The 7591-nt window shown below is 36.6% G+C and carries 9 protein-coding genes; 8 read left to right on the forward strand and 1 reads right to left on the reverse strand.

Annotated features, from left to right (window positions below):
• The first annotated feature begins 25 nt into the window (after positions 1-25).
• The 8 genes from degS to yciH all read left to right on the forward strand — a co-directional run bounded on the left by degS (position 26) and on the right by yciH (position 6518).
• Complete coding sequence (gene degS / locus ACJHV0_RS08490) at positions 26-1069, forward strand: outer membrane-stress sensor serine endopeptidase DegS (protein WP_483133918.1); 1044 nt, start codon at positions 26-28, stop codon at positions 1067-1069.
• A 9-nt stretch (positions 1070-1078) separates the two neighbouring features.
• Positions 1079-1753 carry a (d)CMP kinase gene (cmk, locus tag ACJHV0_RS08495; RefSeq protein WP_283385822.1) on the forward strand — a complete coding sequence of 225 codons (675 nt, stop codon included), beginning with the start codon at positions 1079-1081 and terminating at the stop codon, positions 1751-1753.
• 92 nt (positions 1754-1845) lie between these two features.
• Positions 1846-3489 (forward strand): 30S ribosomal protein S1, encoded by a 1644-nt coding sequence (rpsA, locus tag ACJHV0_RS08500; protein WP_025236051.1) that lies wholly within the window; start codon positions 1846-1848, stop codon positions 3487-3489.
• Between the two features lie 129 nt (positions 3490-3618).
• Positions 3619-3900, forward strand: coding sequence for an integration host factor subunit beta (locus tag ACJHV0_RS08505; protein WP_025236050.1), 282 nt, complete (start codon positions 3619-3621; stop codon positions 3898-3900).
• A gap of 39 nt (positions 3901-3939) precedes the next feature.
• Positions 3940-4227 carry a LapA family protein gene (locus ACJHV0_RS08510; protein ID WP_483133919.1) on the forward strand — a complete coding sequence of 96 codons (288 nt, stop codon included), beginning with the start codon at positions 3940-3942 and terminating at the stop codon, positions 4225-4227.
• Positions 4228-4230: 3 nt separating this feature from the next.
• Entirely contained in the window at positions 4231-5424 is a 1194-nt protein-coding gene (gene lapB / locus ACJHV0_RS08515; protein ID WP_483133920.1) for a lipopolysaccharide assembly protein LapB, read from the forward strand.
• Positions 5425-5444: 20 nt separating this feature from the next.
• The gene (gene pyrF / locus ACJHV0_RS08520) at positions 5445-6140 is read left to right on the forward strand and encodes an orotidine-5'-phosphate decarboxylase (protein WP_025236047.1); all 696 of its coding nucleotides are present in this window, start codon (positions 5445-5447) and stop codon (positions 6138-6140) included.
• Positions 6141-6206: 66 nt separating this feature from the next.
• A complete protein-coding gene (gene yciH / locus ACJHV0_RS08525) occupies positions 6207-6518 on the forward strand; it encodes a stress response translation initiation inhibitor YciH (RefSeq protein WP_483133921.1) in 312 nt (103 codons plus the stop codon).
• 40 nt (positions 6519-6558) lie between these two features.
• On the opposite strand, the gene ACJHV0_RS08530 is transcribed toward yciH, so the two are convergent.
• Positions 6559-7591, reverse strand: a 1033-nt coding sequence (locus ACJHV0_RS08530) for a 5'-nucleotidase C-terminal domain-containing protein (RefSeq protein ID WP_483133922.1), incomplete at its 5' end; no start/stop codon positions are given.

Below are 7591 nucleotides of genomic sequence, written 5' to 3' on the forward strand. Positions count from 1 at the left end.
GTAATTAAGTTTCAAGGGATTCACAATGCTGAAAAAAATCGGGCAAGCGGTCATTTTTGGACTTTTTTGTGCAATTTTAATTTTGTTCATTGCTCCCTTATTTCAACATAAAAGTAATGGATTTTCCTTTTTAGCATTAAATCAGAGAGAAATTGCCAGTTACAACCAAGCTGTAAGAATTGCATCGCCAGCAGTAGTAAATGTGTATAACCGAAATTTTAGTGCTGAAAGTTCAGCATTTGAAGTTAAAAATTTAGGCTCGGGCGTGATTATGAGTAATGATGGTTATATCTTAACAAATAAACACGTTATTGATGATGCAGATCAAATAGTTATTGCTTTGCAAAATGGTTTAATTTCAACAGATGTAAAATTAGTTGGTGCGGATTCTCTTACTGATTTAGCCGTACTCAAAATAGAGGCTGAAAATCTGCCGACAATACCACAAAATACCGAGCGAAAAATTGAGGTTGGAGATGTGGTTTTAGCCATCGGTAATCCGTTAAATCTAGGTCAGAGTATTACTCAAGGTATAGTCAGTGCCATTGGGCGAAATACTCTAACAGAAAGTGGGCGACAAAATTTTATCCAGACGGATGTGTCTATCAATCAAGGAAACTCAGGTGGTGCATTAATTAATAGTGCAGGAGAACTTATTGGTATTAATACCTTGCGTTTAGGTAAAAATACTAATGAATTATCTGAGGGATTGAATTTTGCTATTCCCATTAATCTGGCTAACCAGATTATGCAAAAAATTATTCGAGATGGTCGTGTAATTAGAGGTTATTTTGGCGTAAGTACAGATTTATTTGATACAGCTAAAATGCAAGGCTATGAAAAAGGCGTAATTATTGGTGATGTAAGTAAAAATGGTCCGGCAGCTAAAGCAGGTATTCAAGCTGGAGATTTGATTCTTAAAATCGGTAACGTTGAAGCATTATCGCCTTCACAAATGATGGAAGCACTAGCTGAAATGCAACCATACTCTACAGTTCGCGTGATTGTTCAACGCGGTAGTCAATTATTAAATTTTGATGTAACTATTACTGAGTTACAAGCACAATAGGGTAAAGAAATGGAAAAAATAGTTATTACAGTTGATGGACCTAGCGGTGCTGGGAAAGGTACACTATGCCACGTTTTAGCAGAAAAACTGGGCTTTGATTTTTTGGATTCTGGGGCACTATATCGAATTACTGCCCTAAGTGCAGTAAAAAAGGGTATTGCACTGGATGACGAAGAAAAATTAGCGGAACTAGGGCGTAATCTAAATATCCAATTTGTGCCTGCAAATGGCGAAATTAGTGTGATTTTAGATGGAGAAAATGTAGGTAATCAAATTCGTACTGCTGAAGCAGGGCAGAATGCTTCTAAAGTCGCTGCTTTTCCTAAGGTAAGAGAGGCATTATTAGAACGTCAAAGAGCCTTTAGTACGGAAAAAGGATTGATTGCAGATGGTAGAGATATGGGGACAGTCGTATTCCCAAATGCTCAAATTAAGCTCTTTTTAGATGCAAGTGCAGAAGAACGTGCAAAAAGACGCGTAAAACAGTTGCAAGAAAAAGGATTTAATGCTAACTTTGACGAGATTTTAGCCGAGATAAAAGAACGTGATTTTCGCGATAGAAATCGTGCAGTTGCTCCCCTTGTCCCTGCTAAAGATGCGTTATTGTTAGATTCAACGTATTTATCCATTGAAGATGTGGTTAAACAAGCGTTAGATCATATCGCTCAATATATTAGATTTTAGTTTGTTGGCTTTACATAGGATTTGTTTAGCTTTTATTACCAACCCCGTTTAACAGGACGTTAGATGGATGTTTATTTTATAGAAGATTTATTATGTCAGAATTATCGTTTGCTCAACTACTTGAAGAATCATTTGCAGCTACACCACGTTTAGGTGATGTTGTTAAAGGTACTGTTGTTGCTATCCAGAAAGGTTTAGTGATTGTTGATACAGGTTTCAAATCTGAATCAGCTATCGATGCATCAGAATTTACTAATGCACAAGGTGAATTAGAAGTTCAAGTTGGTGATGAAGTAGATGTAGTGCTTAAAGCTGTAGAAGATGGCTTTGGTGCAACAGTTGTTTCTCGTGGTGATGCAAAACGTAACGAAGCTTGGATTGCTTTAGAGAAAGCATTTGAAGAACAAGCTACAGTTATCGGTTTCGTTAATGGTAAAGTTAAAGGCGGTTTCACTGTTGAATTAAACGGCGTACGTGCATTCTTACCAGGTTCATTAGTTGATACTCGTCCAGTTCGTGATTCTTTAAACTTAGAAGGTAAAGAGTACGAATTCAAAGTAATCAAGTTAGATCAAAAACGTAACAACGTAGTTGTATCTCGTCGTGCTGTAATCGAAACAGAAAGCAACCAAGATCGTGATGCTGTATTAGCGAACTTAGTTGAAGGTTCAGAAGTTAAAGGTACAGTTAAAAACTTAACCGACTACGGTGCATTCGTAGATTTAGGTGGTGTTGATGGCTTGTTACATATCACAGATATGGCGTGGAAACGTGTTAAACACCCAAGTGAAGTGGTTAATGTTGGTGACGAAGTTACTGTTAAAGTATTAAAATTCGACAAAGATAAAACCCGTGTATCATTAGGCTTAAAACAATTAGGTCAAGATCCTTGGGCTGTAATCGCTGAAAACCACCCAGTAAACAGCAAATTAACAGGTAAAGTAACTAACTTAACTGACTACGGTTGCTTCGTTGAAATTTTAGACGGCGTTGAAGGTTTAGTTCACGTTTCAGAAATGGATTGGACAAATAAAAACATTCACCCATCTAAAGTGGTTAATGTAGGTGATGTAGTTGAAGTAATGGTACTTGAAGTTGATGAAGAACGTCGTCGTATCTCATTAGGTTTAAAACAATGTAAAGCAAACCCTTGGGAACAATTCGCTTCTACTCACAATAAAAACGATAAAGTATCAGGTAAAATCAAATCAATCACTGATTTCGGTATCTTCATCGGTTTAGAAGGTGGTATTGACGGTTTAGTTCACTTATCTGACATTTCTTGGAATGTTTCAGGTGAAGAAGCAGTTCGTAACTACAAAAAAGGTGATGAAGTTGAAGCTGTAGTTCTACAAGTTGATGCAGTGAAAGAGCGTATCTCTTTAGGTATCAAACAATTAGAATCTGATCCATTCACAAACTTTGTTGATGGTGCAAAAAAAGGCGAAATCGTTTCTGCAACAGTAGTAGAAGTTGATGCTAAAGGTGCTAAAGTTGAATTAGCAGGTGGCGTTGAAGGCTACATCCGTGCAGCAGATTTAAACGGTGAAGTTGCAGTGAACGATACAGTTGAAGCAAAATACACCGGCGTAGATCGCAAATCTCGCATTGTTCACTTATCTATTCGTGCAAAAGATCAAGCTGAAGAGTCAGCAGCACTTGCACAAGTGAACAAAGAAGAAGTTGCAGTACCAAATGCATTTGCTGAAGCATTCAAAGCTGCTAAAGGCGAATAATTAGATTTAACTGATAATGAAATGGGTATGTTTAAAGCATACCCATTTAAACTTAAATTGCCATTTTAAATATTCATTTAGTGATGAGTGATTATTTAAAATTGCTATATTAATTTTACTGAGGAAACAATGACCAAGTCTGAATTAATTGAGAGTTTAGTGGCTAAAAATCCAAATTTACAGATTAAAACAGTAGAGAATTGTGTAAAAGAGATTTTAGAGCATTTAACACTAACATTAGAAAAAGGCGAGAGAATTGAGGTGAGAGGCTTTGGGAGCTTTTCATTACATTATCGCCAGCCTCGTGTAGGACGAAATCCTAAAACAGGAGACAGTGTCGCATTATCCGGAAAATATGTCCCTCATTTTAAAGCAGGTAAAGATTTAAAAGAGCGTGTGGACTTAATTTAATTCTATCAAATTATAAATTTCTGTAGTGAAGGAGATTATATGCTTAAGTATATTTTAGGGATTTTAGTTGTAATTGCAGTTATCATCGTTGCAGTTACAATTGGGGCAAATAATGATCAACTTATTACTTTCAATTATATTATTGCTCAGAGTGAATTACGCCTATCAACACTAGTAGCAATTTTGTTTGGTTTTGGATTAATTTTGGGCTGGTTAGTAACAGGTATTTTTTACTTAAAAGTTAAATTGCAAAATATTGCGTTAAATCGCCGTGTAAAACGTCAAGCACAGCAGATAACTGAATTAACCACGCCAAAGGTTGAGTAATCAATGCTTGAATTATTGTTCCTTTTATTGCCTATTGCCGCATTATACGGTTGGTATATGGGGCAACGTAGTGCTAAAAAGGATCAAGAAACTGCTAATAATAAGTTTTCCCGTGAATATGTTACGGGATTGAACTTTCTTTTATCTAATCAACAGGAAAAGGCGGTTGATCTTTTCCTTTCTATGTTACAAAAGCAAGAATCTGAAAATCAAATTTCTACTGAATCCCAATTTGAGGCGGAATTAACCTTAGGTAATTTGTTTCGCTCAAGAGGTGAGGTAGATAGAGCCTTGCGTATTCATCAAGCCTTAGAAAATAATCCAGATTATTCATTTGAACAGAAATTATTAGCCAAACAACAATTGGCTAAAGATTTTATGGCAGCGGGTTTTTATGATCGTGCAGAAAATTACTATATTTCATTGGTTGATGAACCTGAATTTGCTAAGCATTCATTGTCTCAACTTACTGTGGTTTATCAAAAAACACGAGAGTGGAAGAAAGCGATTAATGTTGCTGAAAAGTTATTAAAAATTTCGCCGGAATCCGATACAATTCCCTTATCTCATTTTTACTGTGAATATGCACAAGCGGTTAAAATTGAAGATAAAATTGCATTTTTAGAAGCTTTAAATAAAGCCCTAGACTATTATCCTCAATCCACAAGAGCTTCAATAATGCTGGGTGATTTCTATTTAGAGCAAGCAGAATTTACCAAAGCATTAGGTTATTTTGAGCAAATTTTACAGCAAGATCCCGATTATATTAGTGAAGTGCTTGGACGAGTAAGGCAATGCTATACGGCACTAAATGATTCAAATGGCTATGAACTATTCTTGATAAAAGCCAACCAAGTAAAACATAATAGTAGCGTAGATATTGCATTAACCGAATTTATTGAAGAAAAAGACGGTATTAATGCGGCACATTCTAAATTATATCAGCAATTAAGTGCTTACCCGAGTTTGATTACATTCCATCGTTTTATTCGCTATCAAGCAGACTTTGCAGAAGAAGGAAATGGTAAAGAGAGCTTGGTACTACTGCATAATATGGTGGGTAACCAAATCAAAAGAGGTTTTCAATATCGCTGCTTAAGTTGCGGTTATCAAAGTTATCGCTTAATGTGGCAATGCCCATCTTGTAATCAATGGGAAAAAATTAAACCGATACAGAGTATCGATGGTCTTATCTAATAAAAATTGAGGAGTTCAGTATGAACAATAAAGTCATTGTTGCTTTAGATTATGAAACGGAACGTGAAGCATTGGAATTTGTTGACTTAGTTGAACCATCACTTTGTCGTTTAAAAGTAGGCAAAGAGATGTTTACAACATTAGGTACAAATTTTTTAAAACAATTACACGACCGTAAATTTGATGTATTCCTTGATTTAAAATATCACGATATTCCAAACACAGTTGCCCGTGCAGTACGTTCAGCCGCTGATTTAGGCGTATGGATGGTAGACTTACACGCTTCCGGCGGTTTAAAGATGATGGAAGATGCGAAAAAAATCTTAGAGCCTTACGGCAAAGATGCTCCATTGTTAATTGCAGTAACGGTTTTAACCAGTATGGAAGATTTAGATTTATTACAAATCGGCATTAATGCCTCACCAATGGAGCAGGTGATTCGTTTAGCCCATTTAGCTCAACGTGCCGGTTTAGACGGTGTGGTATGTTCTCCACAAGAGGTTGAAGTATTACGCACACATTGTGGAGCAGATTTCAAATTAATCACACCGGGTATCCGTCCGGAGGGCAGTGATTTTGCCGACCAACGACGTGTAATGACGCCAAAACAGGCAATAGAAACAGGTTCGGATTTCTTAGTAATCGGTCGCCCAATTACTCAAGCAGCAGATCCATTAGCAGTACTCAAATCAATAAATCAATCTATTAATGGTTAATAAATAAGGCGGAATTTTCCGCCTTTTTAATGATACAAGCGGTCGTATTTAAGGAAAAATTTACCAATGACATTAGTTTATTCAACAGAAACCGGTAGAATAAAGCCGGAAATTATTCAAGAAGAACGCCCTAAAGGCGATGGGATTGTACGCATTCAACGCCAAACCAGTGGGCGAAAAGGGAAAGGTGTTTGTGTCATTACCGGACTTGATTTAGATGATAAAGCAATTAACTCGCTTGCTTCAGAGCTGAAGCGTAAATTAGGCTGTGGAGGTTCATTTAAAGATGGCATTATTGAGATTCAGGGCGATAATCGTGAATTTATTAAGCAAATTTTAGAAAGTAAAGGCTTTAAAGTAAAATTGTCCGGCGGCTAAAAAAATGGGGAAATCGTTTGATTTCCCCATTAACGTTTAATTATTTGAAAATAATGTCATTTTTCGGATCGTATTTATCTGCTTCAATCACTTTATTTTCTTCAAAGAATTTTTTCAGCATTTCCGCATCAATGAAGCCGGTATTTACATAAGTAGGGTGTTTTTTCAGTAATGGATAACCATCACCACCGGCTGCAACGTAGTCAGGTAAAGAAACTTTATAGGTTTTGTTTTCATCAAATGCTTTACCACCAATTTTTACATCAGAAATAGTTTTTGCATTACGATCAACTACCATTGAAATACCTGAAAATTGTGGATATGCACCTGTATCAACATCTTTCAATGCGATAGCCGTAATGGTATCTAACAACTCTTTGCCTTTTAAATCAACTGTTGCAATCATATTACCGAATGGTTGCACAGTCAGTAGGTTTTTATAGGTTACTTTTCCTTCCTCAATTGAAGTGCGGATACCGCCGGAATTCATAATACCGATGTCTGCTTTTACACGCTCCATTTGAGATTGAGCAATTAAGCGACCGAGATTGGTTTGATGGAAACGAATATGCTCGCGTTTACCATCTAATAAGCCTTTAACACTTCCGACCTCAATGTTCAGTTTTTGGTCGCCTTCATCTTGATATTTTTTGAGTAATTGATAAGTGGCTTCATCCGCTTTAATTTCAGGTTGGTAGAGTTGGTATTCTTTTGTACCATCTTCTTTTTTGATGGTTTTTTTCAAGTTTACAGGGATTAACTCATATTTTACTAAAGTTGTTTTGCCGTTCTTAAACTCAAAATCAGCACGTCCAACAAATTTACCCCATTCACCGGCTTGCACAATCCAAGTACCATTTTGGAAATCCGGTTTACACTCTTCGCCCGGCGTGTATTTCGCTTTGAATTGACCTTTATCATCAATACATACTGTATCGTGAGTATGTCCACCAATGATTAAATCGAAAGCTCCTTTATCTAAGGTGCGAGCCATTGTTACATCGCCCGGTGCATTAGTGCCGTGTTTACCGTCAAAGTAATAGCCCATATGAGTTAGAGCAATACGCACATCC

The sequence above is a fragment of the Mannheimia sp. genome (assembly GCF_056854775.1).